We start from the raw sequence: 23362 nt of genomic DNA on the forward strand, positions 1-23362 counted from the left end.
ATCAAGGCGCGCTGTGGATCAAATTTGGCGCGCCGCGCAATCTATTTCCGGGATGTGCGCCGTCCGCGGCTTGACAAATAGACCCGCGCCGCATTGCCGCCGAAAATCGCAGCTCTTGCCTCACTTGACAAATCAGCCAGCAGGCTCTCCGCAGCAGCGAACCACTGCGCATAGCCGCCGGCGAGATTGACCACCGGCCAATCGCTGCCCCACAGCATGCGCTGCGGCCCGAAACATTCGAGCGCATGGTCCACGGCCTCGCGAAGATCGGCGACCTGCCAGTTCGGCGCCGCCTCTGTCGCGAGGCCCGACAGCTTGCAGACGACGTTGGCGCGCGCGGCAAGGCTCGCGATATCGTCCTTCCAGGCCGCGATGTCGCCGGTTGCGAGATTTGGCTTGCCGAAATGATCGAGCACGAATTGCAGGTCCGGATGGCGATCGACCACCTGGACGAGCCTCGGCAGATGGCGCGGCAGCACCAGCGCGTCGAACACCAGGCCGTACTGCGCCATGGCCTCGAGCGGCGCTGCCAGTTCCGGCCGCAGCAGCCAGTCGTCATCGGCGATGTCCTGCACCATTGGCCGCAGGCCGACCAGCAGCTCGCGCCCGGCAATCGCATCGATCCGCGTCGCCGCGTCGTCGGCATCGAAGTCGATCCAGCCCACCACGCCCCGCACCAGATCGGAGCCTTTGGCAACGTCGAGCATGAACGCAGTTTCCGCCTCGGTCGGCGCGGCCTGCACCAGGATGGTGCCATCGATTTCGGCTGCGGCGAGATGCGGCATCAGATCTGATAGCCCGAAGTCGCGGTAGATCGGTCCGCGTTCGGGTGTCAGCCAGCCGTAATCGGCGCGTGCAAGGGTCCAGACATGATGATGGGCGTCGATCCGGATCATGCCGGCACCGGCGCATTCGGATCGAGCAACCTCTCAGCTTTCAGGTCACGCCACAACGCGGCGGGGACAGAGGCCGACAGCGCGGCGACATTGCGCTCGACCTCCTGCGGTGTCTGCGCGCCGAGCACGAGGCTTGCGACCGCCGGATGACCCAGCGCGAAATGCAGCGCGGCGGTCGCCAGCGCGACGCCGTGCGCGCGGCAGACGCGCTCGATCGCAGAAACCTTCTGCATCACGTCGGGTGGCGCGTCCTTGTAGTTGTACTTGGCGCCGGCAACCGCGCCGGTCGCCAGAATACCGGAGTTGTACACGCCGCCGAGCATCACGCCGATGCCCTGCTTCTCCGCCAGCGGCAGGAACTCGGCGAGCGCCGGCTGCTCCAGCAGCGAGTAGCGGCCGGCGAGCAGCATGGTGTCGAACGTGCCCGCCCTGGCGAAGCGCACGCACATCTCGGCCTCGTTGACGCCGATCCCGATGCCCTTGACCACGCGCTCGGCGCGCAATTTGTCGAGCGCGACATAGGCGCCGTCCATCGCCTCGCGAAACCGCGCCTCGATGGCGTCAGCGCCATGGGTCCAGACGTCGACGTCGTGGATCAAGAGCAGGTCGATGCGATCGGTGCCGAGCCGCAGCAACGATTGCTCGACTGCGCGCATCGTGCCGTCATAGGAATAATCGACCACCGCGCGATGCGGCTGGCCGCCGGCGAAATTCGAGCCGTCGCCGCGGCCGTGGAACGGGTCCATCCAGCGCCCGACCTTGGTACAAACGACGACGTCGTCACGCGCCACCCGACGCAGCGCGGTGCCGCAGCGATGCTCGGCGAGGCCATGCCCATACAGCGGCGAGGAATCCAGCAAATTGACGCCAAGCGCAAACGCCCGCTCCGCCGCCGCAATCGCGGTGGTGTCATCGAGCCGCGCAAAGAGATCGCCGAGCGGCGCGGTGCCGAAACCGAGGATGGAGACATCGAGCCCGGTGCGGCCGAGCCTGCGGCGCGGCAGCGCTGACGCAGGGGCCGTATGTGAGGATTGAGGTTGGTTCATCGCGAGGGCTCCCTGCAGTCTTCTTGCTTGCAGGCAGACTAGCCCTGCGGCCGTGCTGAACACAAGCCGACGCGCGTGGCGACCGGCACGCGGACAATGCGCGGCCGAGCGAACAATCCAGGGTTCCGATCAGCGGAGGGGCCGACGGTTGTGGCGCCCTCCGCTACGCGTCGGAAAGCACCTGCTGCGCGACATTGTCGACCACGACGGGGCTCTCGAAATAGGTGACCGTCGGATCGGCGCCATATTTCTCGCGGGCGCGGGCGCGCCACGCATCGGTGTACAGCGCTTCCGCCTCTGCCCTCGAGTTCCAGAAATAGATGCCACCGGCCGTCATCCCGTCCTCGGACAGCACATAGGTCTTTCGAAACAGCCCCGATACGTCGCGATAGAGCGGTGCCGTGCTCAGGAAGATGCTGCGCGCTTCCTCGCGCGTGATCGGCTTCGGCAATCTGAACGTCGTGACGGCGGTAATCATCCGGATCTCCTGCGGCATCATTCTTGACACCATTGTCAATCTTGACGATAGTGTCAATAATGAATCGGCGGAGCGAACCGAATGGTGGGCATGCGTCAGTTTGACGAGGACGAGGTGATCGCGACCGCGCTCGACGTGTTCTGGCGCAAGGGCCTGCACGACGCGACCATGCAGGACCTCGCCGCCGCGACCGGCGTCCAGCGCGGCAGTCTCTACAACGCCTATGGCGACAAGGAAGCGATCTTCCTGCGCGCCTTCGATCGCTATGCCGAGGAATTTCTGGACACGGCCGGCACCGCGCTGGCCCAGGGCGACGCCGCGGCGGGCTTGCGATATTTCTTCGACATGATCATCGTCAACATGACGGACGGTTCGCCGCCGCGCGGCTGCCTGACCACGCGCACCGCGCTCGATGCGGCGATTTCGAGCACCGACGTCCGCCAGCGCGTGCAAGCCGTGCTGGGCCGGCTCGAGCAGCTGATCGGCAAAGCCATCAGCGCGGGCAAGCGCAGCGCCGCCGATGCCAATCGGCTGGCGCGGGTCATCGTGACTTTCACGCGAGGGTTGGCCGTGATGGAGCGCGCCGGATACAGCCGCAAGCAGCTGAAGGAGACCGCCGCGACCTTCATCGATGCGGTGATCGGCGATGTCTGAGGCGGCATCTCCGTCGTGGCGATCGATATCATATGAGAGACAGCATGATGCAGGATCGGACAGGTGGTTGCCTCTGCGGCGCGGTGCGCTACACGCTAAAGAGCGAGCCGCGGAGCATCGCCTTATGCCATTGCACGCACTGCCAGCGGCAAAGCGGAAGCCTGTTCTCGTTCAACCTCGTCGTCCGCGAAGCCGACTACCAGCAAACGGGCGAGACCGCGGTGTTCGTCGACCAGGGCGATAGCGGCCATCCGGTCTACCGCCATTTCTGCGGACGCTGCGGCTCCCCTCTCCTTGCAAAGACCGCATCGATGCCGGGGAAGGTCGTGGTGAAGGCCGGCACGCTCGACGAGCTGGAGGGGCTGCAGCCGCAAGTCGAGATCTATACCGTTCATGCGATGACGTGGCTCACGCCGGTCCCGGGCGCGGCACGCTTTGCCCAGAACGTGTGACCGGCCGCGCCGGCCGCAGGCGCGGCGCAAGCCGGCACAGCCGGAAAGGAGCTGCCGCGACATCGGTCAGGGACGAGTGCCGATGTCGCGGCCAGCGGTCATTGACCAGCCGCCAGTTCGGCGTAGTTGCCGTCCTTGTCGCGGCGGTACACGACATAGTCGATCAGCGTGATGTCACCCTTCGGCGTGTAGCTGATGTTGCCGAGCACGGTGTCCCAGCTTCCCGCCTTGATGGTCGTGGCGACCTTCTTGGCGTCCGTGGTCTGGGCGCGCGCTACGGCTTGGCTCCAGATCTGGAACGCGGCATAGCTGTAGAGGGTGTAACCGTCGGGATCGATTCCCTTGTCCTTGAACTTCTTCAGGGTCGCGGCCGCGGTCAGCTTCTTGCGCGGATCGGGCGAGAAGGTGAACAGCGAGCCCTCGGCAAGCGGACCCGCGATCGCCGCGAACTGCTTGTCGACCAGGGCGTCGCCGCCCATCAGCACGGCATTGACGCCCTGCTCGCGCATCTGGCGCAGGATCAATGCAGCCTCCGCGTAGTAGCCGCCGACATAGACGAAATCGATTCCCTCCTTCTTGAAGCGGGACACCAGCGCGGCAAAGTCCTTGTCGCCCTTGGTGTAGGCCTCATAAAGTTTTTCCTTCACGCCCGCCGCGTTGATGGCGTTGCGCGTCTCGTCGGCCAGGCCTTTGCCGTAAGTCGTCTTGTCGTGAATGATCGCGACGTTCCTGGTCTTGTAGTTCTTGATGATATAGGCGGCCGCGACCATGCCCTGCTGGTCATCCCGGCCGCAGACGCGGAACGTGTTCCACAACCCGCGCTCGGTGAACAGCGGGTTGGTCGAGCCGGGCGTGATCTCCAGCACGTTGCCCTCGGCATAGGCATCCGACGCGGGGATCGAGGTCGACGAGCAGAAGTGCCCAACGACGAACGGAATCTTCGCGCCTGCCATCTTCTCGGCAACCGACACCGCCTGCTTCGGATCGCAGGCGTCGTCGCCGACTTCCAGCTTGAGCTTCTTGCCGAGCACACCGCCCGCCGCATTGATATCGGCAATGGCGAGATCAGCGCCGTTCTTGAACTGCTGGCCGAAGCTCGCCTCCGAACCGGTCATCGGGCCGACCACAGCAACACTGATATCCTGCGCCATGGCCGCGCTGGACAAAGCCAGGCTCGTGCCGAGCGCAAGAAAATATCGTCGAAGTGCAAACTTCATCACATTCTCCTCGATGGTCTTAAGTCGCCTCAATGCATCGCACTCGACGAATCTTGCCGGCTGCGACGATCACCAGGGGCTGCCTTTTAGGCGCGAGATGGTTGGCAGGCTCGGACTGGGGCGACGGGGGATTGGACATATGCGACATCGCGCAACAATGTGAAAACACGTTGCCGTGCATTGCTGCTAAAATCATCCGCGCGGCGGGCGCGATCGAACGCGATCTTGTGTGCGCGACAGCACATAGCCAATGCATCGGCTGTATCGCGCGGCACCGCGACGACGCAGCGCCTGCGATCCTGCGTGCTGGCGGGATAGGCGGTCATCGCGACTGCCGCGGCGACAGCATCAACGAACTCCATCCGTTGAGCCGCGAGGTATGCTTATCTCAAATGCGACGGCACCGTCGTCTGGCCCTCGGGACCGGGGACACCCGGTCAGGACCGCCGCGGTACCGCGCGGATGTCCGACGGCGTCGCGCCATAGTGCCGGCGGAAGGTGCGATTGAAGTAGGAGAGATCGCCGAACCCGACCTCAAAGGCAATCGTGCCGATGGTGCTCCTGCTGTGGCGCGGGTCGGTCAGCAAATGATGCGCGCGCGCCAGGCGCTGGCCGAGCACGAATTCCGAGAATGTCGAGCCGGCGCTTTCAAACACCGTTGCGCGGATAATTATAATTGACCAACCGGTTGGTCAATAGTAATCCAGTGGCAGGTCATGCGACCTTCGGCCGTAGAAGCCGCACCGGGAGGCAATCATGGTCAGCGATCTTGTGTTGACCGATATCCGCGACGGGTATCGCGTCCTGACGCTCAACAGGCCCGACCGCCTGAATTCCTTCAGCGCCGAGCTGCACGCCGCGTTGCTGGCCGCGCTGATCGCGGCCGAACAGGACAAGTCCTGCCGCGCGCTGATCCTGACCGGCGCAGGCCGCGGGTTCTGCGCCGGCCAGGATCTTTCGGACGGCGTGTTCACGCCGGGCGAAACCCCGGATCTCTCCGTACCAATTGAAAAATTCTACAACCCGCTGGTGCGCAAGCTGCGCAGCATCCCGATGCCGGTCGTGTGCGCGGTCAATGGCGTGGCTGCGGGCGCCGGCGCCAACGTCGCCTTTGCCTGCGACATCGTGCTTGCCGCGCGCTCGGCCAAGTTCATCCAGGCCTTCGCGAAGCTGGGACTGGTCCCGGATTCCGGCGGCACCTGGTTCCTGCCGCGGCTGGTCGGGCCCGCCCGGGCGCGCGCCTTGGCCCTGCTCGCTGAACCCCTCTCCGCGGAACGGGCGGAATCCTGGGGCATGATCTGGAAGATGGTCGAGGATGCGGAGCTGATGACCGAGGCGCACGCGCTGGCCGCCAATCTCGCGACGCAGCCGACTGACGGCCTTGCGCTGATCAAGCAGGCGCTCGACGTCTCCGAGACCAACACGCTCGATGCGCAGCTCGAGCTCGAGCGCGATTTCCAGGGCCGCGCCGGGCGAACGCCGAATTTCGCCGAAGGCGTCACCGCGTTCCTCGACAAGCGCGCGCCGCGGTTCGCCGGCAGAGCGTAGAGCGTTTTCGAGCGAAGTGGGTACCGGTTCGCGTGAAGAAAACGCGTCAAACAAGAGTCTAGAGCCCCGTTCCGATCCCATCGGAAGGGAATAGGCTCCAGACGCAGATTGAACGTTCCGCCGGCAAGGCGAGACGCATCACTTGATCACAGTTCAAAGGATTCAACTTCGATGACACAGCCTCAATCCAGTGACCCGCGGAGCGCGGATACCATCATGAAACTTGACAGCTTCGTCCGCGGAAAATGGACCGGCTCCGGCGAACCTGCGGCCGAGATTCACAGTGCCGTGACCGGCGACGTGGTGGCGTTCACGACCCGGATCGATCTCGACATGCGCGAGATCCTCACCTATGGCCGCACGGTCGGCGGCAACAATCTCCGCAAGCTGACGTTTCACCAGCGCGCGAGTCTGCTGAAGGCGCTGGCCGACTATCTGAGCCAGCACAAGGACCGGCTGTACAAACTGTCTGTCCACGCCGGTTGCACCCGGACCGATGCGATGATTGACGTCGATGGCGGCATTGGCACGTTGTTCGCCTATGCCAGCAAGGGTCGCCGCGAGCTTCCGAATACCAAATTCCTGCTCGACGGCAATGTCGAAGGGCTTTCAAAGGGCGGCGCATTCGCCGGCCAGCACATCGTGACGCCGTTGCATGGCGTTGCGGTGCATATCAACGCGTTCAACTTCCCGTGCTGGGGCATGCTGGAGAAGCTGGCACCGGCGCTGCTCGCCGGCGTTCCCGTCGTCACCAAGCCGGCAACCGTCACCTCCTATGTCGCCTACGAACTGGCCCGGCTGATCGCCGAATCCAAGGCGCTGCCTGACGGCGCGCTGCAATTCATCGTCGGATCGACCGGCGACCTGTTCGACCATCTGACCTGCCAGGACGTGGTGTCCTTCACCGGCTCGGCCGACACGTCGCAAAAACTGCAGCGCCATCCGGTGATCGCGCGCGAAGCCGTCAGGTTCATCGCGGAACGCGATTCGCTGAACGCCGCGATCCTCGCACCCGATGCCGTGCCGGGAAGCCCGGAGTTCGACCTCTTCATCAAGGAAGTGGCCAAGGAGATGACGGTCAAGGCCGGGCAGAAATGCACGGCGATCCGCCGCGCATTGGCGCCGTCGGCGCAGATCGATGCGGTCATCACGGCACTGCGCGATCGCCTTGCCAAGGTTGTGATCGGCAATCCCGAGAGCGAGAAGGTCAGGATGGGGCCGCTGGTCGGCCTCGGCCAGCGCAGCGATGTGCTTGCCCATGTGGCCAGGCTTCGCACTGAGGCCGAGCTGGTGGCCGGCGATCCCGGCAATTTCCCGCTGGTCGACGCCGACGCCAAGCGCGGCGCCTTCGTCCCGCCGCTGCTGCTGCACTGCGCCAACCCGGTTGCCGCAACAGCGGTACACGAGATCGAGGCGTTCGGGCCCGTCAGCACCGTGATGGGCTATGATGATCTCGACCAGGCCATCGCGCTCACCAACCGCGGCGGCGGCAGCCTCGTCGCATCGGTCTACACGCATGATATCCCGGCCGCGACCGAGCTCGCCTTCGGCATCGGCAGTTTTCACGGCCGCGTCGCCATCATCGACCGCGACTGCGCGACGGAACATACCGGCCACGGCTCGCCGATGCCGCAGATGGTTCACGGCGGTCCCGGCCGCGCCGGCGGCGGCGAGGAATTGGGCGGCGTTCGCAGCCTGCAGCACTACATGCAGCGCACCGCACTGCAGGGCTCCCCTCGCATGCTGTCAGGCGTCACCGGCCGCTGGTTCAAGGGCAGCCCGGTGCTCGAGGGTGACCTTCACCCGTTCCGCTATCACTATGACGATCTCGAGATCGGCCGCACGCTGGTCTCGAAGGCTCGGCAGATCACGCTCGACGACATCGAGCATTTCGCGCATTTCACCGGCGACACCTTCTACGCCCACATGGATGAGGAAGCGACCAAGGGGCATCCGTTCTTCCCGGGCCGCGTCGCGCATGGCTATCTGCTGCTGTCGTTTGCGGCCGGCCTGTTCGTCGATCCCGACTACGGCCCGGTGCTGGCGAATTACGGGCTGGACTCGCTGCGCTTCGTGAAACCCGTCCAACCGGGGGAGTCGATCCAGGTGCGGCTGACCGCGAAGGAGAAGACGCCGCGCAACAAGCAATATGGCGAAGTGCGCTGGGACGTCGAGATCACGACCGGTACCGGCGAAACCGCCGCGACCTATGAGCTGCTGACGATGAATGCGATGCGGGCGTAGCGCGCGACGAGCTTGGACTGAACCGTCATCGCGACGGCGCTGCGCTCCCTCTCCCCGTTCTTACGGGGTGAGGGGCCGTCTCCGCGTATACGGTGATAGCTGCGCTCGCGCAGACTTCCCCTCACCCGGAACGCATCTAACGATGCGTTCCGACCTCTCCCCGCACGCGGGGCGAGTTGAAGCGGGATCGGCCGCTCAACTAAGGTCAACTTGTTCTAGGAGCTCACGTCAGAGCAACGCGGCCTGCCGGCTCCGGCCGGCGGGCTTCGCCTTGCTGCGCGGGCGGGCAACGGCGGCAGCCGCCTCCTCCGCACCGGCCAGCACCAGCTGCACGACGAAGTCGGCATAGTCGGCGCGCGTCATCGGCCCGCCCTCGCGAAACCACATGTAATGCCAGTTCAGCATGCCGAACACGCTCATCGTCAGCGGCTTGAGCACGCGCTTCTGCTTCGCCGCCGGGACGGCGGCGGCCAGCGCATCCGACATGATCCCGACCAGGATCCGCTCGCTTGCGAGCAGCGGCTGCTGCTTTTGCTCCGGCAACAGCCTGAGGCTTGCGATCTGGACCTGATGCTCGGCGTCGGCGTGCCGGTAGAGCTCGAGCAGGGTCGTGACGATCATCCCGAGGCGCTCAACCGGATCGCCGGCCGACGCGCTCGCCTTGCGAACCGCCGCCACCAGCCTCTCGAGATGCGACGACAGGAGATCGAAGAGGATCGCCTCCTTGTCGGGATAATAATGATAGAGCAGCGCCTTCGAGACACCGCACGCGTCGGCGATCGTATTCATCGACGTGCCGACATATCCCGATGCGGCAAACAGCTCGGCCGCGCGATGCAGCATCGAGAGGCGCTTATCGTCATAGTCCTTGGCGCGCGATCGGGCCATATCTCGTCCGTTCCACCAGCCGGCCGTTCAGCCGTCGTCGTCAGACGTGAATCAACAACGGCAAATTTCTCAGACCAGTCCGGCCCTGTCCATTGCCAGGGCGGGTCTGAGCGCCATTTATTGACCATCCGGTCGGACTATTCCATGACCTATATGGAATGGGCCCCTGCGTTGCAATGCTCTGCGCAGGGCGTCGGCCGAATCCGGCGCTGGCCGGTCGGGCCGGACGTCGCCGTGCATGCCCGATGGGGCAACGCAAACGTCTCAGGGCGCGCCGCCAGCCGGGCCCCTTCGACGTCATCCGCCCAGCCGGTGTGACACCAGCCGGGCCTGCGATGTCTCATCAACTACTTCGCATGAAGCTCAGGCGGCTGCGACCTCGTGGCCCGCCATCACCTCCAGCGCTCTCAGAATGCCGGAATGGTCCCAGGCCTTGCCGCCGAGCGCGGTGCAGGCGTTGAACAGCTGCTGGGCTGCGGCAGTGCCCGGCAGCGACAGCCCGAGGGCCCGCGCGCCTTCCAGCGCGAGGTTGAGATCCTTCTGATGCAGCTCGATGCGGAAGCCCGGATCGAAATTGCGCTTGAGCATGCGCTCGCCGTGCACTTCAAGGATCCGGGACGACGCGAAGCCGCCCATCAGTGCCTGGCGCACCAGCGCAGGATCGGCGCCCGCCTTGGACGCGAACAGCAGCGCCTCGCTCACCGCCTCGATGGTCAGCGCCACGATGATCTGGTTGGCAACCTTGGTGGTCTGGCCGTCACCGTTGGCGCCGACATGCGTGACGTTCTTGCCCATCGTATCAAACACGGGCTTCATCGCATTGAACGCCCGCTCCCGCCCGCCAACCATGATGGTCAGGCTCGCCGCCTTTGCGCCGACCTCGCCGCCGGAGACCGGCGCGTCGAGATAGTCGGCGCCGAGCGCATCGATCTTCCGCGCGAACTCCTTGGTCGCCAGCGGCGAGATCGAGCTCATATCCACCACGATCATGCCCTTGGAGACGCCTTCGGCGACGCCACCTTTGCCGAACAGCACGGCATCGACATGCGGCGTGTCCGGCACCATGATGATGACGGCATCGGCTTCCTGCGCCACCTGCCTGCCGGACTCGCAAGCAACCGCGCCGTTCGCGATCAGGTCGGGCGGAAGAGGCGCGACGTCGTGCAGGAACAGGCGATAGCCGGCAGCCAGGAGATGGCCGGCCATCGGACGTCCCATGGTGCCCAGCCCGATGAATCCTATGTCTTTCATTGTCGTCGCTCCTGTCAGCCCGATGAGAGCGTCTTCCAGCGAAGCGGATATCCCTTCGCGTGAAGAAAACGCGTCAAAACAAAAATTGAGAGCTCCGTTCCGGTTCAATCGGAACGGAAAAGCTCTAGGTCACGAAAGTCTGCGCGGCGTGCCAGGCGAGGCTCTCGAGCGTGGTCGTCCGCGGCTTGTATTCGCATCCGATCCAGCCGCGATAGCCGATGCTGTCGAGATGCTTGAACAGATATGGATAGTTGATCTCGCCGGTCCCCGGCTCATGACGGCCCGGGTTGTCGGCGAGCTGGACATGCGCGATCCGGCCGAGATGCTTCTCGAGGGTTCGCGCCAGATCGCCCTCCATGATCTGCATGTGATAGATATCGTATTGGATGAACAGGTTGGGCGACCGCACGTCGGAGATCAGCTGCACCGCCTGTTCCGTCCCGCTCAGGAAGAAGCCCGGAATATCCAGCGTGTTGATCGGCTCGACCAGCAACTTGATGCCATGCTGGGCGAGCGCGCCGGCGGCGAAGCGCAGATTGGACACCAGGACTTCGTGCAGCTCTGCCGCATCCGCGCCAGTGGGGGCGATGCCGACCAGACAGTTCAGCTGCAGGCAATCCAGCGCCTTGGCATAGTCGACCGCCCGCGCGACGCCGTCGCGAAATTCATCGACGCGATCGCGCAGGATCGCAATGCCGCGCTCGCCGGCGGCCCAATTGCCGGCCGGAAGATTGTGCAACACCTGGGTCAGTTCGGCTCGCGCCAGTTCCTCGCGCAATTCGCCTTTGTCGTAGTCATAGGGAAAAAGATACTCGACCGCGTTGAAGCCCGCGGCCTTGGCGGCCGCGAACCGATCGAGGAACGGCAGCTCGTTGAAGAGCATGGTGAGGTTGGCAGCAAATTGAGGCACGGTTGGTATCTCCGCTTGAGGCAGCGCTAATGGTGTCGTCAGGCCGGCAACAGCGTGCCGGATCGTGCTGCACTCGGCACCTCATCGAGCGGAAGGTCGAGCACCTCCTCGAATTCGACGATGTTGTCGATCTCCGTTCCCATCGCGATGTTGGTGACCCGCTCGAGGATGAACTCCACCACCACGGGCACGCGGTGCTTGGCCATCAATTCGCGCGCGGTCGCGAACGCCGCCTGGGCGTCGTTCGGGTCGGTCACCCGGATCGCCTTGCAGCCCAGCCCCTCCGCGACGGTGACGTGGTCGACACCGTAGACGCCGATCTCGGGCGCGTTGATGTTCTCGAACGAGAGCTGCACGTGATAGTCCATGTCGAAGCCGCGCTGGGCCTGCCGGATCAAGCCGAGATATGAATTGTTCACGACGACGTGGATGTAGGGCAGATTGAACTGGGCCCCGACCGCGAGTTCCTCGATCAGGAACTGGAAGTCGTAGTCACCCGACAGCGCGACAATGTCGCGGTCGGGGTCGGCGGCACGCACACCGAGCGCGGCCGGCAATGTCCAGCCGAGCGGACCGGCTTGGCCAGCATTGATCCAGTTACGCGGACGATAGACGTTGAGGAACTGGGCGCCCGCGATCTGCGACAATCCGATCACCGTCACGTAGCAGGTGTCGCGGCCGAAGGCCTTGTTCATCTCCTCGTAGACGCGCTGTGGCTTGATCGGGATGTTGTCGAAATGGCTCTTGCGCAGCATCGAACGCTTGCGGTCGCGGCAGGCAGCGGGCCAGGCTTGCCGATCGCGGAGCTTCCCTGACTTGCGCCACTCCTTCGCAACGCTCGCGAACATCTCCAGCGCGGCCTTGGCGTCCGACACGATGCCGAGATCCGGATTGAACACGCGTCCGATCTGGGTCGGCTCGATGTCGACATGGACGAATTTGCGCCCCTTCGTGTAAGTCTCGATCGAACCGGTAATGCCGGTTGGCCCAGCGATTTCCGATGCCGAGCACGAAGTCGGATTCCAGCATCGTGGCGTTGGCGTAGCGATGGCTGGTCTGCAGGCCGACCATCCCCGCCATCAGCGCGTGATCGTCGGGAATGGCGCCCCACGCCATCAGCGTCGGAACCACCGGGACGTTGACCGCTTCCGCGAAGGCGACCAGCAGCTCGGATGCATCGGCGTTGATCACGCCGCCGCCGGCCACGATCAGCGGCCGCTCCGCGGCGTTGAGCATCTCGAACGCCTTCTCGATCTGCTTTCGGGTCGCCGTCGGCTTGTAGACCGGCAGCGGCGAATAGGTCTCGTCGTCGAACTCGATCTCGGCCAGTTGCACGTCGAGCGGAAGATCGATCAGCACCGGTCCCGGCCGTCCCGACCGCATGACATGGAAAGCCTGGCTGAACACGCGCGGCACCAGCGCCGGCTCGCGCACGGTGACGGCCCATTTCGTCACCGGCTTTGCGATCGCCTCGATGTCGACGGCCTGGAAATCTTCCTTGTAGAGCCGCGCGCGCGGCGCCTGACCGGTGATACAGAGGATCGGGATCGAATCCGCGATCGCCGAGTAGAGGCCGGTGATCATGTCGGTTCCGGCGGGTCCCGAGGTGCCGATGCAGACGCCGATATTGCCCGCCTTCGCCCTCGTATAGCCTTCCGCCATATGCGAGGCGCCTTCGACGTGCCGCGCCAGAATGTGCCGGATCGAGCCGTTCCGCTTCAGCGCGGAGTAAAGCGGGTTGATCGCGGCGCCGGGAACGCCGAACGCGCAGGTGATCCCTTCGCGTTCGAGAATGCGCACTGCTGCATCGATTGCTCGCATCTTCATCTGATGATCCCGCTTCGCTAGGAGTTAACCTGAGCATGATCATCAGACCCGCGAGCGTCGATCTCAACGCAATCGATGGGATTTTCCACGCTATGGCAGCGCACGCGATTTCTTGCGCGGCTTCAAGCGATTAACGTCGGCGAAGAAATGGAAATGGTGATGGACGAAAATGCGGAAAGTCTCACGCCTGCGCTTGCTGCGTGCGGCTCCCGCGAAGCTCGGCGGTGAGTTCGGCTGCGATCTGGTGCACGATCGTGCCGATGTCCGGCAAGCGTTCGTTCGTCAGCCGGTCCGCCGTGCCCGATACCGAAATCGCGGCAAATGGCTCGCTGCAGTCGTTGAAGACGACGGCCGCCACGCAGCGCAGGCCGAGGCGGGCCTCTTCATCATCCACTGCATAACCCTGACGCCGCATGCTCTCCAATTCCTTGAACAGTTCGCCTGGCCGCACGATCGATTTTTCAGTCAGCCGCGGCATGCCCTGACGGCGGATGATCGCGTTGACGTCGGCATCGGAATAGGTCGCCAGCACCGCCTTGCCCACGCCCGAGGCGATCATTGCGACGCGTCCACCCACCTTGGTCAGCGAACGCATGATCTCCCGGCTTTCAATGCGGGACACGACGATGATGGACTCATCATCGACCACGGCCAGGTTGGCGGTTTCCCTGGTCTGGTCGCGCAGCTTGCGCAGATAGGGCAAGGCCTGCGCGGCAAAATTGCGCCGGCGCATGAAGGTCGAGCCGACCACGAAGCTTTGCGCGCCGATGTGCCATTTGGATTCGTCGCGGTCGAACTGCACGAATCTGCGGTTCTCGAGCGTCGTCAGCAGCCGATGAACGGTCGACGGCGACAAGCCGGTGCGGATCGCGAGATCGGTCAGCCGATAACCTTCGTCGTCCTCTGCAAGCGTCTCCAGGATCTGCAGCGCACGATCGACAGATTGAACGCCGCCGTCTCGTGCGTCCGGATCCGGCTGCGCGCGAAAATCGGGTTCGGTCGGCTTGCGCCGGATCGGCTCTCTTTTCATCACGACCCTGCCCCTAACCAGTTGCGATTCAGAACGGTATTGCGTCCGAAGGACGAGTGTCAGGATTGGTATATGGCATGCCAAATAGATCGGGAGTCAAGCTACAGAGATCATCAGATAGGTCAGTATATTTGCCGTTTTCTTCAAAATCTTTCTGATTCTTTCGTTTGACAACTGGGATAATGTATACCACCATTATTTTAGAACGACCTGATGAGACAAACGGGAGAACGCTGCCATGTACGTCGGGGACATCCTTCGCAACAGCCCGCACCTCGTGACGATCGGCTCGAACGAAACCGTGAGCATTGCGGCGAACCTGATGTACGCGAGCAATGTCGGCGCAGTCGTGGTCAGGAGCGTCTCGCGCAGCAAGGACGCCGCGGTGATCGGAATGTTCAGCGAGCGCGACGTCGTCGCTGTGATCGCCGAACACGGCACCGGTGGGCTTGCCATGAAAGTCGCGCAGTTCATCTCGCGGCCGCTGGTGTCCTGCAATTCGCAGGACACGCTCGCGGATGTCGAGCATCTCATGGGCCGTCACGGCATCCGCCATGTCCCCGTCATCGACAACGGCCGGCTCGTCGGCGTCGTCAGCATGCGGGACATCACCACTGCTTACGACGAGGCCACCTGCGCAGTGCAGGCGGCCTGACAGAATTTTCCAAGACAATTGCCACGCAACCCGGTTCGAGCCGCTGCGGCTCGAACTGTGTCCCCACTCTGCTCGCGAGGATTTCATGAGGATCTGCATCTACGGCGCCGGCGCCATCGGCGGTTATCTCGGTGTCGAATTCATGCGCGCTGGCGCCGATGTCAGCCTGGTCGCGCGCGGCGCGCACCTTGCCGCGATGCGACAGAACGGTCTGAAGCTCCTGATCGGCGACGAGGAGCGCGTGGTGCATCCGCGCTGTACCGACGACCCCACCGAGCTCGGCGAGCAGGATTTCGTCATCGTTTGCCTCAAGGCGCACTCGATCACCGGCGTCATCGAACGCATGCAGCCCCTGCTCGGTCAGCGCACCCGCATCGTCACCGCCGTCAACGGCATTCCCTATTGGTATTTCTACAAGCACGGCGGACGGCACGAAGGATCGGCGCTCGAGAGCATCGACCCCGGCGGACGGCAATGGAAGGAACTTGGCCCCGAGCGCGCGATCGGCTGCGTGGTGTATCCCGCCACCGAAATCGAAGCGCCCGGCGTGATCCGCCACGTCTACGGCAACAACTTTCCGCTGGGCGAACCTTCCGGCGAGATCACCCCCGAGGTCGAGAGCCTGTCCGCCCTGTTCGACGCAGCCGGCATGAAGGCGCCGGTTCTCGACCGCATCCGCGACGAGATTTGGCTCAAGCTGTGGGGCAATGTCTGCTTCAACCCGATCAGCGCCCTGACCCATGCGACCCTCGACGTGATCTGCAGCAACCCCGGCACGCGCGCGCTGTCGAAAGCGATCATGCTGGAAGCCCAGGCGATCGCGGAAAGCCTTGGCGTCAAGTTCCGGGTCGATGTCGAACGCCGCATCGAAGGTGCGCGCAAGGTCGGCGCGCACAAGACCTCGATGCTGCAGGATCTCGAGCGCGGACGTCTGGTCGAGATCGATCCGCTGATCACCGTCGTCCAGGAGATGGGCCGGATGACGGGGATTGCAACGCCCGCCCTCGATGCGGTGCTGGCCCTGGTCGCGCAGCGTACCAGGCTGGCGGGCCTCTACGACGGGGCGGCCGGCGTTGCCGAAACAAAATCGCTTGCGGTGGCGTGATCCTGATGAGCAACGTCACACGCTGGGTCCGCTTCCGCCACCATGCCGACATCGGCTTCGGGCAACTCACACCATCCGGCATCTCGGTGCACGTCGGCGACATGTTCGGCGACGCGCGGCCGACTGGACGAACGCTGGCACTCGACGCCGTCGAGCTGCTCGCACCGACGCAACCAAGCAAGATCATCGCGCTCTGGAACAATTTTCACGCGCTGGCCGCCAAGCTGAGTTCGCCCGAGCCGGCCGAACCGTTGTACCTGCTGAAGGCGCCGACCAGCGTCACCGCGCCTGGCGCCGTGATCAGGCGTCCAGCGGGTTACGACGGCAAGACGACCTATGAGGGCGAGCTCGGCATTGTCATCGGCAAGACCTGCACCGCGGTCGCTCCCGAACAGGCCGACGCCTTCATCTTCGGGTACACCTGCACCAACGACGTCACCGCCGCAGACATCCTCAATCGGGATCCGACTTTCCCGCAATGGGCCCGGGCCAAAGGCTTCGATGGCTATGGCCCCTTCGGTCCCGTTATTGCCTCGGCCCTCGATCCGGCAAGCCTTGTGGTGCGCACCATCCTCAACGGCGTGGAGCGCCAGAATTATCCGATCGCGGACATGATCTTCAGCGCGCAGGCGCTGGTCAGCAAGATTTCACACGACATGACGCTGTTGCCGGGCGACCTCATCTGCTGCGGGACATCGATCGGTGTCGGCGTGATGAAAGAGCCGATCAATACGGTCACCGTCGCGATCGACGGAATCGGCGAACTGACCAACCAATTTTGCCAGTAAGCGGCCGCGGGACGAGAGCCCGACGCCGCCGGACTAGCAGCCATTAAAACTACAAACTCCTGCTTTGGGGGACTCATGAACTCCGGCACGAAACCGGTATCATCGCCCGGCGGCTTCCGCTGGCTTCAACTTGCGATCGGCATCGTCTGCATGGCGATGATCGCCAACCTGCAATATGGCTGGACGCTGTTCGTCGACCCGATCGACGCGCAATATCATTGGGGCCGCGCCGCCATCCAGCTCGCCTTCACGATCTTCGTGATGACGGAGACCTGGCTGGTGCCGGTGGAAGCCTGGTTTGTCGACAAATACGGCCCCCGTATCGTCATCATGTTCGGCGGGCTGATGATCGCCCTCGCCTGGGTGCTGAACGCTTACGCCTCCTCGCTCGTCACGCTCTATGCAGCAGCTGTCGTCGCCGGCATCGGCGCCGGCGCCGTCTACGGCACGTGCGTCGGCAACGCGCTGAAATGGTTTCCGGACCGGCGCGGCCTGGCCGCCGGCGCGACCGCCGCCGGGTTCGGGGCCGGCGCGGCGCTGACCGTCGTGCCGATTGCCAACATGATTGCCGCGAGCGGCTACCAGAGCGCCTTCCTGACGTTCGGTATCGGGCAGGGACTGACGGTTATCCTGCTCGCCGCGTTCGTCCGTCCGCCTGATATCACCGTGTCCGCCAGACGGAAGCAGCTCAATCTGCCCCAGACCGCCGTCGATTACACGCCGGTTCAGGTGTTGCGCGCCCCGATCTTCTGGATGATGTACCTGGTGTTCGTGATGGTGGCTTCCGGCGGCCTGATGACCGCCGCCCAGATCGGGCCAATCGCCCATGACTTCAAGATCGCCGATACTCCGGTCACGTTGGCTGGCTTCCAGATGGCGGCGTTGACGTTCGCCATCTCGCTCGATCGCGTGTTCGATGGTTTCGGTCGCCCGTTCTTCGGCTGGATCTCCGACAATATCGGCCGTGAGCACACCATGTTCATTGCGTTCGCGACTGCGGCGCTGATGTTGCTGACGCTGTCGGTCTATGGCCACATTCCGGTTGTCTTCGTGTTGGCGACGGCCGTTTATTTCGGCGTTTTCGGGGAAATCTACAGCCTGTTTCCGGCAACATCGGGCGACACGTTCGGCGCCAAATACGCGACCACCAACAACGGCATGCTCTACACCGCGAAGGGCACTGCGGCGCTGCTCGTGCCGCTGGCGAGCATCATCTCCTCCCAGTTTGGCTGGCAGGCCGTGTTCATCGTCGCAGTCGCGCTCAACGCCACCGCGGCCCTCATGGCCGTGTTCGTGATCAAGCCGCTGCGCCGCGCGTTCATTCTCGGCAGTGAAAGCACGGCACGTGCCGCGGTTGCTCGTGCAGCGGCGGCTCACAGCGAAAGCGGTCTGCCCAAGGGACCGCTATCCTATGACAGCCTCGAGAAGGCTCCCTGACGGAGGACTTCTCCCGGCCCGAAGCTGCGCTCGATTTGAGACGGCCGCGTCGCTCGAGAGAGCCATTGACCATTGGACCAATTGGCCGGAGTGCAGCGATTGAACGCGAACTGGACTGACCTGCGAGCCCGCACTGCGCTGCGACGAATCTTCGACGCCGCAATCGCCAGCGCCGATCCAAGGATCACGATCGCATCTGCTTTGCCGGCAAAGCCCAGGGGCAGATGCATCGTCATCGGCGCAGGCAAGGCCTCGGCGGCGATGGCAGCCGGGCTCGACGCGGCATGGCCTGACGTCGAACTTTCGGGCGTCGTGGTCACGCGCCACGGCCATTCGGCTCCCGCGGGCCGGATCGAGGTACTGGAGGCATCTCACCCCGTACCCGACGACACGAGCAAGGCGGCCGCCATTCGCATGTTGCGCGCCGTCGAAGGACTTTCATCGGATGATCTTGTGGTCGTACTGATGTCCGGCGGCGGCTCGGCGCTGATGACGCTTCCTGCATCCCCGATGACCCTCGCCGATAAGCAGGCGGTCAACCGGGCACTGCTTGCAAGCGGCGCGACGATTGCCGAGATGAATGTCGTCCGCAAGCATCTGTCGGCGATCAAGGGCGGACGGCTGGCGCTGGCCGCGCGTCCCGCCCGCGTCACGACCCTGGTGATATCGGATATTCCCGGCGACGATCCCGCGGCAATCGGTTCCGGTCCCTCGCTTCCGGACAGCAGCACAAAGGCCGATGCGCAAGAGATCATTGACCGGTTTGCAATCGACTTGCCGGCAGCGGCGCGGCTTGCACTCGAGCAGGCCGACGAGACACCCAAACCCGGCGAGATCGATGCAGACGTCCGCATCCTTGCCGCGCCGTTCCATGCGCTTGACGCGGCTGCCAATGTGGCCCGAGATGAGGGCCTCACTCCGATCCTCCTTGGCGACGCGATCGAGGGCGAGGCACGGGAACTCGGAACCATGATGGCCGGCATCGCCCGGTCGGTCGCGATGCATGCTCAGCCAGGTCAGGCCCCTGCGGTTCTGCTGTCGGGGGGAGAGACAACGGTCACGATCGGACGCGGGCCGGCGGGCCGCGGCGGCCGCAACACCGAATTCTTGCTGGGACTTGTCATCGCCCTGTCGGGCGCAGCCGATATCTGGGCCATCGCGGGAGACAGCGACGGCATCGATGGAACGGAAGATGCGGCTGGTGCTTTGATCGGTCTGGATACACTGCAGCGCGCCGCCGCGAAACTCCTCGACGCACGGGCTTGTCTGGCGGCCCATGACAGCTACACATTCTTCGATCGCCTGGGAGACCTCGTGCGCACCGGGCCGACACTGACCAACGTCAACGATATCCGCGCCGTGCTGATCGGAGCCGGCAAGCCGGGAATCAAGTTAAGGATGAGGTGATCCATGCGTCGTCATCGACGGGCCAAGATCGTTGCAACCGTCGGCCCCGCCAGCAGTTCTCCCGAAATGCTCAAGGCGCTGCTGGAGGCGGGCGTCGATACGTTCCGCCTGAATTTCAGCCACGGAACCCAGAGCGATCACGCCAGGATTCACGCCGCGATCCGAAAGCTGGAACAGGAAGTCAACCGGCCGATCGGCATTCTGCTGGATCTGCAAGGCCCGAAGATCCGCGTCGGCACCTTGCGCGATGGCAAGATCACCGTCGCGGCCGGAGAGACCATCCGCTTCGTGCTGTCCGGGTCGGATGGAGATCGTGGCGCAATTCCGCTCCCACATCGGGAAATCTTTGCGGCCGTGGCTCCCGGTCACGATCTCTTGATCGACGACGGCAGGGTCCGCGTTCGCGTCACCGGGCTCGGTGACGATTTCATCGAAGCCAAGGTGATCGTCGGCGGCACGATCTCGAACCACAAGGGCGTCAATCTGCCGGGGACGGTACTTGATCTCTCACCGTTGACGACAAAGGACCGTCTCGATCTGGAGTTCGGCCTGAAACTCGGCGTCGACTGGGTCGCCTTGTCGTTCGTGCAAAAGCCCTCCGATATCATCGAGGCGAGAAGCCTGATCGGCGACCGCGCCGGTCTGATGGCCAAGATCGAGAAGCCCGCAGCGCTTGAGCGGATCGACGATATCATCCAGCTGTGCGACGCCATCATGGTTGCGCGGGGCGACCTCGGCGTCGAGATTCCACACGAAGACGTGCCGGGCCGTCAGAAGGAATTGGTGCGGGCCTGCCGGCTTGCCGTGAAGCCCGTGATCGTCGCCACGCAAATGCTGGACTCCATGGTCGCCGCCCCCACGCCGACCCGCGCCGAAGTCTCCGACGTTGCGACCGCCATCTATGATGGCGCCGACGCGGTGATGCTGTCGGCGGAATCTGCCACCGGCCGCTATCCGCAGGAGGCGGTCGAGATGATGGACCGCATCATCCGCAGCACCGAGCAGCACAAGATGTACCGCTCCATCGTCGAGGCGACCCAGCCGGGCGAAGAACAGACCGCGCCCCACGCTGTGGCAACGGCCGCGGCCGACCTCGCCTCCGTCGTTCACGCCAAGGCCATCGTGGCCTATACGTCGAGCGGAACGACCGCCGCACGCGTGGCACGCAAGCGGCCGAGCTTGCCGATCCTCGTCATCACCCCGAGCCGCGAAGTGTCGCGCCGCCTGTGTCTGCTGTGGGGCGCTCACAGCGTGCTGTCCGACAATGTTCGGAGCTATGAGGAGATGGTCGAACGCGCGACTGCATTCGCGCTTGCGGAGCAATTCGCATCAAGCAGGGATCTGCTGGTTGTCGTCGCCGGCATTCCATTTGGACAAGCGGGTACAACAAACAATCTGCGCGTCGTTTCGCTCCCCTAACAGAATCAGGATTGCGCCATCAGCGCATCGCCAAGGTCGTGGTTTGCCGGAGCAACGCGTGGGCCATGCTAGCGACGAAGCGCTGCCGTTCTTCCCAAGATCAGCCGGTATCTCATCCGTCAGGTAGAGGATGAGATCGCGAGCGTGGCAAGAACGGTCCTGTTGCTGATCTCGAGCTTGCGGAAAATGTGGTGGAGATGAACCTTGATGGTTCCGTCAGCCACCTTCAGACGGCGGCCAATCTCCTTGTTCGACAAGCCTTCCGACACCAAACGCATGATCTGACGCTCGCGCTCCGTCAGCACCGCAAGATACTTCTCCGGAATCGCCGTCGGCGCGCGAGAGATGACTTCCTCGGACGCGGGCGGCGGCAACATTCGCTGGCCGTCGGCGACCTGCCGCAACATCTGAATAAGGGTTTCAGGCTCCTCCTCGCTCAGGATGACGCCGTAAGCCCCCGCTGCCGCCAACATGGCGAGATCGCGATCCTCAACAGAGGTGGCGAGGAAAACGAGCCGCACACCAGGCGTCCCGGAATTTGCGATATCGGGCGTGGCCTGCGCAAAGATGTCAGGCATCGACATGTCCAAAATGGCGATGTCGGGCGCGAGGCTCCGGATTGCCTTGAAACAGCTCGCTCCATCATTGCAGCGAGCAACAACTTTGAAATCACGCTCTGCTTCGAGCAGACAATTCAGACCCAATAAAACGACCGGATATCTGCTAGCAATCACTACACGACTGAAATTCATTTACGTCCAATCCCTCAGTCCCTCCAATTCAGCAACGCGCCCATTTCATTTAAGAAGCTACTCCAATATGAGGCTTTTCAGTAAGCTTTTGTTGTTGCGGCGCGCCCCGTGAATCTACTGGCCGAGCGCCCAAGCACATGCGATTTGCGCAACGTTTGATTGCGGCGACGGCCCAGCTAACCCCAAGCGAGCGTCCAAAATGCCTATAACCAACGGTATATAGGGATATTGGGGATTAGCATTTAAAATTCCTAAATATTGAGAGACTGGGCTCGGGATTTTTCGTCCCAAATTTGTGTCCAAATCTACGAAGTCTGAAGAAGCAGTTTTGTTGCGTTTTTTTAGCTGGGCGGTCCATCAACAAGAATGAGCCGGATTCAACTGACCCGCCCCCTGTATCATTGTAGCGTCCGGGAGAGTTTCCATGAGACGGCGATATCCTTTTACTGCTGTGCTTGTTGGTGAAAATAGTCTTCGCAAAGAAGGTCTTGCCAGAATTCTGAATTCCGAGAATTTTCAAGTCCTTACTTCAATATCCGATGCCAACGATTTGCTAGGCGATGACGCGCTTCAGAAGGTGCCCGTTGCTTCGGCGTTGTTTCTGATTGTTCACAATGGCGATGATTTTCGCCCGACAATCGAGCAAATCGACTCCCTCAAGCGCCGTCACGCCGACGGACGCGTGGCGGTCGTCGCAGATCAATATCGACTGAGCGATCTGGCGGCCGCATTCCGGGCCGGCGCCACCGGATATTTCATCGACGTGATGAACTGTGACGCGTTCATCAAGTCCATCGAGTTGGTCATGATGGGCGGGACGGCATTCCCGCCGGCATTCCTGACCTCCGCCCTCGACGCCGAGACGCGCGACGTGGACGATGCGCCCGCACCCGCCGATGCCAATCATGTCGTAGCAAAGGCGGATGACAAGCTTGCCCAGCAACTTTCGCCGCGGGAAATCTCAATTCTGCAGTGTCTGATCGAAGGCGATTCCAACAAGTGCATCGCGCGCAAGATCAGCATTGCCGAAGCCACGGTGAAGGTTCACATCAAGGCGATCCTTCGGAAGATCCGGGTCCAGAACAGAACCCAGGCAGCGATCTGGGGGTTGAACCATCGACCTGCGACCTGGCTGAAGAACGACAGGTCTGCGCATCAGACCGCCGACGTAGCCGACCGACTCCTCCCGCCCCAGAGAGAAATTCCCAAGATCGGGAGGGCGGGCCGGCCGGTGCCGCTTGGCGCGATCGACCATGCCGCAAGCTACTTTGAAATGCCGCTTGCAAACGGCCACGTCCACAAGGATATGAGCTCGAAAATCGACAGGGCGACCCGCAAATAGCTGAAACTCGTCCGGT

General features: G+C 63.4%; 21 protein-coding genes and 1 pseudogene. 11 read left to right on the top strand and 11 right to left on the bottom strand.

Going from position 1 to position 23362, the window contains the following annotated elements; translation table 11 throughout:
* Nucleotides 1-41 precede the first annotated feature (41 nt).
* The 3 genes from HAP48_RS07760 to HAP48_RS07770 form a co-directional block, all read right to left on the bottom strand.
* Nucleotides 42-896: an amidohydrolase family protein gene (locus HAP48_RS07760; protein ID WP_166214242.1), complete on the bottom strand. Its 855-nt coding sequence runs from the start codon at nucleotides 894-896 to the stop codon at nucleotides 42-44.
* A complete protein-coding gene (locus HAP48_RS07765; protein WP_166214241.1) occupies nucleotides 893-1942 on the bottom strand; it encodes an aldo/keto reductase in 1050 nt (349 codons plus the stop codon). The genes HAP48_RS07760 and HAP48_RS07765 overlap by 4 nt, the downstream gene beginning before the upstream one ends.
* A gap of 163 nt (nucleotides 1943-2105) precedes the next feature.
* Nucleotides 2106-2420, bottom strand: coding sequence for a monooxygenase (locus HAP48_RS07770; RefSeq protein ID WP_166214240.1), 315 nt, complete (start codon nucleotides 2418-2420; stop codon nucleotides 2106-2108).
* Nucleotides 2421-2510: 90 nt separating this feature from the next.
* Between HAP48_RS07770 and HAP48_RS07775 the strand changes: the two genes are divergently transcribed.
* Nucleotides 2511-3074: a TetR/AcrR family transcriptional regulator gene (locus HAP48_RS07775; RefSeq protein ID WP_166214239.1), complete on the top strand. Its 564-nt coding sequence runs from the start codon at nucleotides 2511-2513 to the stop codon at nucleotides 3072-3074.
* Nucleotides 3075-3118: 44 nt separating this feature from the next.
* A complete protein-coding gene (locus HAP48_RS07780) occupies nucleotides 3119-3526 on the top strand; it encodes a GFA family protein (protein WP_224496951.1) in 408 nt (135 codons plus the stop codon).
* A 98-nt stretch (nucleotides 3527-3624) separates the two neighbouring features.
* On the opposite strand, the gene HAP48_RS07785 is transcribed toward HAP48_RS07780, so the two are convergent.
* Nucleotides 3625-4743, bottom strand: coding sequence for a branched-chain amino acid ABC transporter substrate-binding protein (locus tag HAP48_RS07785; protein ID WP_166214238.1), 1119 nt, complete (start codon nucleotides 4741-4743; stop codon nucleotides 3625-3627).
* A gap of 437 nt (nucleotides 4744-5180) precedes the next feature.
* Nucleotides 5181-5399, bottom strand: a complete 219-nt coding sequence (locus HAP48_RS07790) for a helix-turn-helix transcriptional regulator (protein WP_166214237.1) — start codon at nucleotides 5397-5399, stop codon at nucleotides 5181-5183.
* 100 nt (nucleotides 5400-5499) lie between these two features.
* Between HAP48_RS07790 and paaG the strand changes: the two genes are divergently transcribed.
* Both paaG and paaZ read left to right on the top strand, forming a co-directional pair.
* Complete coding sequence (gene paaG, locus HAP48_RS07795; protein ID WP_166214236.1) at nucleotides 5500-6291, top strand: 2-(1,2-epoxy-1,2-dihydrophenyl)acetyl-CoA isomerase PaaG; 792 nt, start codon at nucleotides 5500-5502, stop codon at nucleotides 6289-6291.
* 216 nt (nucleotides 6292-6507) lie between these two features.
* Nucleotides 6508-8535, top strand: a complete 2028-nt coding sequence (paaZ, locus tag HAP48_RS07800) for a phenylacetic acid degradation bifunctional protein PaaZ (RefSeq protein WP_166214235.1) — start codon at nucleotides 6508-6510, stop codon at nucleotides 8533-8535.
* Between the two features lie 228 nt (nucleotides 8536-8763).
* Here the strand turns inward: paaZ and HAP48_RS07805 are convergent, their stop codons facing one another.
* The 5 genes and pseudogenes from HAP48_RS07805 to HAP48_RS07825 all read right to left on the bottom strand — a co-directional run bounded on the left by HAP48_RS07805 (nucleotide 8764) and on the right by HAP48_RS07825 (nucleotide 14441).
* Nucleotides 8764-9423, bottom strand: a complete 660-nt coding sequence (locus HAP48_RS07805) for a TetR/AcrR family transcriptional regulator (RefSeq protein WP_166214234.1) — start codon at nucleotides 9421-9423, stop codon at nucleotides 8764-8766.
* 363 nt (nucleotides 9424-9786) lie between these two features.
* Entirely contained in the window at nucleotides 9787-10674 is an 888-nt protein-coding gene (locus HAP48_RS07810) for a 2-hydroxy-3-oxopropionate reductase (RefSeq protein ID WP_166214233.1), read from the bottom strand.
* A 124-nt stretch (nucleotides 10675-10798) separates the two neighbouring features.
* Nucleotides 10799-11584, bottom strand: a complete 786-nt coding sequence (hyi, locus tag HAP48_RS07815) for a hydroxypyruvate isomerase (RefSeq protein WP_166214232.1) — start codon at nucleotides 11582-11584, stop codon at nucleotides 10799-10801.
* A gap of 38 nt (nucleotides 11585-11622) precedes the next feature.
* Nucleotides 11623-13411: pseudogene (gcl, locus tag HAP48_RS07820) on the bottom strand (glyoxylate carboligase).
* A 181-nt stretch (nucleotides 13412-13592) separates the two neighbouring features.
* Nucleotides 13593-14441, bottom strand: a complete 849-nt coding sequence (locus HAP48_RS07825) for an IclR family transcriptional regulator (protein ID WP_166214231.1) — start codon at nucleotides 14439-14441, stop codon at nucleotides 13593-13595.
* Nucleotides 14442-14679: 238 nt separating this feature from the next.
* Here HAP48_RS07825 and HAP48_RS07830 point away from each other — a divergent pair, with 238 nt between their 5' ends.
* From HAP48_RS07830 to pyk, 6 genes are all read left to right on the top strand, one after another.
* Nucleotides 14680-15096: a CBS domain-containing protein gene (locus HAP48_RS07830; protein ID WP_166214230.1), complete on the top strand. Its 417-nt coding sequence runs from the start codon at nucleotides 14680-14682 to the stop codon at nucleotides 15094-15096.
* A gap of 85 nt (nucleotides 15097-15181) precedes the next feature.
* Nucleotides 15182-16201 carry a 2-dehydropantoate 2-reductase gene (locus HAP48_RS07835; RefSeq protein ID WP_166214229.1) on the top strand — a complete coding sequence of 340 codons (1020 nt, stop codon included), beginning with the start codon at nucleotides 15182-15184 and terminating at the stop codon, nucleotides 16199-16201.
* Between the two features lie 5 nt (nucleotides 16202-16206).
* A complete protein-coding gene (locus HAP48_RS07840) occupies nucleotides 16207-16989 on the top strand; it encodes a fumarylacetoacetate hydrolase family protein (RefSeq protein ID WP_166214228.1) in 783 nt (260 codons plus the stop codon).
* 75 nt (nucleotides 16990-17064) lie between these two features.
* A complete protein-coding gene (gene oxlT / locus HAP48_RS07845) occupies nucleotides 17065-18426 on the top strand; it encodes an oxalate/formate MFS antiporter (protein ID WP_224496952.1) in 1362 nt (453 codons plus the stop codon).
* A gap of 99 nt (nucleotides 18427-18525) precedes the next feature.
* A complete protein-coding gene (locus HAP48_RS07850; RefSeq protein WP_166214227.1) occupies nucleotides 18526-19833 on the top strand; it encodes a glycerate kinase type-2 family protein in 1308 nt (435 codons plus the stop codon).
* Between the two features lie 3 nt (nucleotides 19834-19836).
* Nucleotides 19837-21252, top strand: coding sequence for a pyruvate kinase (gene pyk / locus HAP48_RS07855; protein WP_166214226.1), 1416 nt, complete (start codon nucleotides 19837-19839; stop codon nucleotides 21250-21252).
* 119 nt (nucleotides 21253-21371) lie between these two features.
* On the opposite strand, the gene HAP48_RS07860 is transcribed toward pyk, so the two are convergent.
* Nucleotides 21372-22004: a LuxR C-terminal-related transcriptional regulator gene (locus tag HAP48_RS07860; protein WP_224496953.1), complete on the bottom strand. Its 633-nt coding sequence runs from the start codon at nucleotides 22002-22004 to the stop codon at nucleotides 21372-21374.
* Nucleotides 22005-22428: 424 nt separating this feature from the next.
* Between HAP48_RS07860 and HAP48_RS07865 the strand changes: the two genes are divergently transcribed.
* Nucleotides 22429-23346: a LuxR C-terminal-related transcriptional regulator gene (locus tag HAP48_RS07865; protein ID WP_166214225.1), complete on the top strand. Its 918-nt coding sequence runs from the start codon at nucleotides 22429-22431 to the stop codon at nucleotides 23344-23346.
* The last annotated feature ends 16 nt before the right edge of the window (nucleotides 23347-23362 follow it).

This window comes from Bradyrhizobium septentrionale (assembly GCF_011516645.4).
GTDB lineage: Bacteria > Pseudomonadota > Alphaproteobacteria > Rhizobiales > Xanthobacteraceae > Bradyrhizobium > Bradyrhizobium septentrionale.

Bases quoted from the DNA above. Each gene is read 5' to 3' on its own strand.
- HAP48_RS07760 (WP_166214242.1), bottom strand. From the start codon at position 896: ATGATCCGGATCGACGCCCATCATCATGTCTGGACCCTTGCACGCGCC.
- HAP48_RS07765 (WP_166214241.1), bottom strand. From the start codon at position 1,942: ATGAACCAACCTCAATCCTCACATACGGCCCCTGCGTCAGCGCTGCCG.
- HAP48_RS07770 (WP_166214240.1), bottom strand. From the start codon at position 2,420: ATGATTACCGCCGTCACGACGTTCAGATTGCCGAAGCCGATCACGCGC.
- HAP48_RS07775 (WP_166214239.1), top strand. From the start codon at position 2,511: ATGCGTCAGTTTGACGAGGACGAGGTGATCGCGACCGCGCTCGACGTG.
- HAP48_RS07780 (WP_224496951.1), top strand. From the start codon at position 3,119: ATGATGCAGGATCGGACAGGTGGTTGCCTCTGCGGCGCGGTGCGCTAC.
- HAP48_RS07785 (WP_166214238.1), bottom strand. From the start codon at position 4,743: ATGAAGTTTGCACTTCGACGATATTTTCTTGCGCTCGGCACGAGCCTG.
- paaG (WP_166214236.1), top strand. From the start codon at position 5,500: ATGGTCAGCGATCTTGTGTTGACCGATATCCGCGACGGGTATCGCGTC.
- paaZ (WP_166214235.1), top strand. From the start codon at position 6,508: ATGAAACTTGACAGCTTCGTCCGCGGAAAATGGACCGGCTCCGGCGAA.
- HAP48_RS07805 (WP_166214234.1), bottom strand. From the start codon at position 9,423: ATGGCCCGATCGCGCGCCAAGGACTATGACGATAAGCGCCTCTCGATG.
- HAP48_RS07810 (WP_166214233.1), bottom strand. From the start codon at position 10,674: ATGAAAGACATAGGATTCATCGGGCTGGGCACCATGGGACGTCCGATG.
- HAP48_RS07825 (WP_166214231.1), bottom strand. From the start codon at position 14,441: ATGAAAAGAGAGCCGATCCGGCGCAAGCCGACCGAACCCGATTTTCGC.
- HAP48_RS07830 (WP_166214230.1), top strand. From the start codon at position 14,680: ATGTACGTCGGGGACATCCTTCGCAACAGCCCGCACCTCGTGACGATC.
- HAP48_RS07835 (WP_166214229.1), top strand. From the start codon at position 15,182: ATGAGGATCTGCATCTACGGCGCCGGCGCCATCGGCGGTTATCTCGGT.
- HAP48_RS07840 (WP_166214228.1), top strand. From the start codon at position 16,207: ATGAGCAACGTCACACGCTGGGTCCGCTTCCGCCACCATGCCGACATC.
- oxlT (WP_224496952.1), top strand. From the start codon at position 17,065: ATGAACTCCGGCACGAAACCGGTATCATCGCCCGGCGGCTTCCGCTGG.
- pyk (WP_166214226.1), top strand. From the start codon at position 19,837: ATGCGTCGTCATCGACGGGCCAAGATCGTTGCAACCGTCGGCCCCGCC.
- HAP48_RS07860 (WP_224496953.1), bottom strand. From the start codon at position 22,004: ATGAATTTCAGTCGTGTAGTGATTGCTAGCAGATATCCGGTCGTTTTA.
- HAP48_RS07865 (WP_166214225.1), top strand. From the start codon at position 22,429: ATGAGACGGCGATATCCTTTTACTGCTGTGCTTGTTGGTGAAAATAGT.